Origin of the sequence: Kineococcus glutinatus, from assembly GCF_039542765.1 — a bacterium.
In the GTDB taxonomy this organism is placed as follows: domain Bacteria; phylum Actinomycetota; class Actinomycetes; order Actinomycetales; family Kineococcaceae; genus Kineococcus_A; species Kineococcus_A glutinatus.
The window spans coordinates 1-3385 of the sequence record NZ_BAABIL010000329.1 but is presented as its reverse complement, the minus strand read 5'-3'; the positions used below and the strand labels follow the sequence as shown (position 1 = coordinate 3385).

The 3385-nt window shown below is 73.2% G+C and carries 2 protein-coding genes; both read left to right on the top strand.

The window, feature by feature from the left end; translation table 11 throughout:
- Positions 1 to 174 precede the first annotated feature (174 nt).
- Positions 175 to 1362 (top strand): UDP-galactopyranose mutase, encoded by a 1188-nt coding sequence (glf, locus tag ABEB16_RS12840; protein ID WP_345712642.1) that lies wholly within the window; start codon positions 175 to 177, stop codon positions 1360 to 1362.
- On the top strand, positions 1359 to 3385 hold a 2027-nt coding region (locus ABEB16_RS12835), incomplete at its 3' end, for a glycosyltransferase (protein WP_345712641.1). The genes glf and ABEB16_RS12835, both read left to right, overlap by 4 nt.

Sequence of the window (3385 nt, the reverse complement as noted above, 5' to 3'; positions counted from 1 at the left end):
AGGATAGGCGCAGCCGCGCCACGCCCGGTGCGCCGCGCGGTCGGCACGGGTGGTCCCGGGCCTCGGGTACGGTGGCGCCGGGCCGGCCGCAGCCGGTGGGCGGCGCCGGGGCGCGGGACCGGCGGCTGGCCGGACTGCCCGATGCAGAGGAGATGCGGTAGCGGTGAGCCAGCGGTGAACGTCGACCTCGTCGTCGTCGGATCGGGTTTCTTCGGCCTCACGGTGGCCCGGCAGTGCGCCGAGGACCTGGGCCTGCGCGTCCTCGTCATCGACCGCCGGGACCACATCGGCGGCAACGCGTACTCGGAGGCGGAACCGACCACGGGCATCGAGGTGCACCGCTACGGCGCCCACCTCTTCCACACGTCCAACGAGCGCGTCTGGGAGCACGTCAACCGCTTCACGCGGTTCACGCCCTACCAGCACAGGGTCTTCACGACCTACCAGGGCCAGGTCTACGCGATGCCCGTGAACCTGGGCACCATCAACCAGTACTTCCGCACCGCGATGTCCCCGGCGCAGGCGCGCGCCCTCGTCGCCGAGCAGGCCGCCGAGGTCGACACCGCCAGCGCCGCGAACTTCGAGGACAAGGCGATCTCGCTGATCGGCCGCCCCCTCTACGAGGCGTTCTTCCGCGGGTACACCGCCAAGCAGTGGCAGACCGACCCCCGCCGGCTGCCCGGGGAGACGGTGACCCGGCTGCCGGTGCGCTACACCTACGACAACAGGTACTTCAACGACACCCACGAGGGCCTGCCCGTCGACGGGTACACGGCGTGGCTGGAGCGGCTCGCCGACCACCCGAACATCGAGGTGCGGCTCTCGACGGACTTCTTCGACACCTCCCAGGAGGTCTCCCGGGGCAACGTGGCGGGCAACGTGCCCGTCGTCTACACCGGCCCGGTCGACACCTACTTCGGCGACGCCGAGGGCCGCCTCACCTGGCGCACCCTCGACTTCGAGCAGGAGGTCCTGCCGATCGGGGACTTCCAGGGCACCCCGGTGATGAACTACGCCGACGAGGACGTGCCCTACACGCGCATCCACGAGTTCCGCCACTTCCACCCCGAGCGGGACTACCCGAAGGACTCCACGGTCATCGTGCGCGAGTTCTCCCGGTTCGCCGCGCACGGCGACGAGCCGTACTACCCGGTGAACACCCCCGAGGACCGCCGCCGGCTGCTCGCCTACCGCGACCTCGCGGCGGGGGAGAAGGGCGTCCTCTTCGGCGGCCGGCTCGGCACGTACAAGTACCTCGACATGCACATGGCCATCGGTGCGGCGCTGTCGATGGTGGACAACAAGCTGGCCCCGCACTTCCGCGACGGGGCCACCCTGACGAGCGGTGGGGTCGAGGGATGAGCACGATCGTCACCGAGGTGCCCGGCGCGATCTGGCGGACCGCCGCGCGCGTCGTCATGCCGTCGGCCACCGACGCCGACGCGCTGCCGCTGTACGTGGACTACGACCACGCCGTCGCCGCGCCCGGACCCGCCGCGGGCGGGGTCGAGGCGCCCACCACCGGCGGCACCGGCCAGTCCGCCACCGCGCCGGCGCAGTTCCTGTCCCTGCCGCAGGAGCACCACGCCGAGGACGTGCGGGGCCGGCGCGGCCTCCTCGTGCGGGCCGGTGGCCGGGCCTCCTTCGCGACGTACTTCAACGCCTTCCCCGCCGGCTACTGGCGGCGCTGGACGAGCGCGACCGCCGTGCGGCTGCGCGTGGAGCTGGCCGGCGAGGGCACCGTCACCGTCTACCGCTCCAACGCCCGCGGCCTGCGCCAGCGGGTGGCCTCGGCGATGGTGACCGGCGGCGCGCCCCACGAGGTGGAGCTGTCGCTGGCCTCCTTCGGCGACGGCGGCTGGCTCTGGTTCGACCTGGCCGCCGGCCGGGGGGACGCCCAGCTCCTCGCCGCGGAGTGGCAGGTCGCCGACGCCGCCGGCACCGCCCCGCGGCACGCGGTCGGCCCGACGCTGTCCATCGCGGTGACCACCTTCAACCGCCCCGACTACTGCCTGGCCCTGCTGCGGGCGCTGTCGCAGGCGCCGGAGGTCCGCGAGGTCCTCGACGAGGTCCTCGTCATGGACCAGGGCACCCAGCTCGTGCAGGACCAGCCCGGTTTCGCGGAGGTGGCCGCCGCCCTCGGGCCGCAGCTGCGCATCATCCGGCAGGGCAACCTCGGCGGCTCCGGCGGCTTCTCCCGCGGCATGCGCGAGACGCTGCGCACCGGCCGCAGCGAGTACGTGCTGCTGCTCGACGACGACATCATCGTCGAGCCGGAGGGGATCGTGCGGGCCCTGGCGTTCGCCGCCTCCTGCCGCACCCCCACCGTCGTCGGCGGGCACATGTTCGACATGTTCGACCGCAGCGTGCTGCACTCCTTCGGCGAGCGCGTCGACCCCTACCGCTTCTTCTGGGGTGCGCTGCCCGGCCTCGTGGAGCGGCACGACCTGTCCGCGCAGAACCTGCGCGCCACGCCCTGGATGCACAAGCGCGCCGACGTCGACTACAACGGCTGGTGGATGTGCCTCATCCCCGTCGAGGTGATCCGCGCCGTGGGGCTGTCGCTGCCGGTGTTCATCAAGTGGGACGACGCCGAGTACGGCCTGCGCGCCGGCGAGGCCGGGTTCCCCACGGTCAGCCTGCCCGGTGCGGCGGTGTGGCACGTCTCGTGGATCGACAAGGACGACTCCACCGACTGGCAGGCGTACTTCCACGAGCGCAACCGCATCGTGGCGGCGCTGCTGCACTCCCCGTACGACCGCGGCGGGCGGATCTTCCGCGAGAGCGTCTTCACCGACGTCAAGCACCTCATCTCCATGCAGTACTCCACCGAGGCGCTGCGGCTGCTGGCGCTGGAGGACGTGCTGGCCGGCCCGGAGCACCTGCTGCGCACCCTGCCCACGCGCACCGCGGAGGTCCGGGCGCTGCGCAAGGAGTTCCCCGACGCGGCCACCTCCACCGACGTCGACGCCTTCCCGCAGGCCAAGCGGCGCAAGCCGCCGCGCAAGGGCCGCGAGCCGGAGTCGCCGAACAGGTTCACCCTGCTGCCCTGGGCGGCGGCGGTCGTGGCCCGCCACCTCACCAGCCCCGACCCGGCGGCGCTGGACCGCCCGGAGCGGCGCCTGGCGGCGATGGACTCCACGTGGTGGCGGCTGGCGCACTACGACTCCGCCGTCGTCTCCACCGCCGACGGCACCGCCGCGGCCTGGTACCGGCGCGACCCGCGGCGCTTCCGCGAGCTGCTGGGCCGCAGCGCCGCCGCGCACCAGGCGCTGTGGCGGCGCTGGGACGAGCTGTCGCGGGCCTACCGCGAGCAGCTGCCCGCCGTCACCTCCGTCGAGGCCTGGGACGCGGTCTTCGACGCCAGCACGATCTCCGACACCCG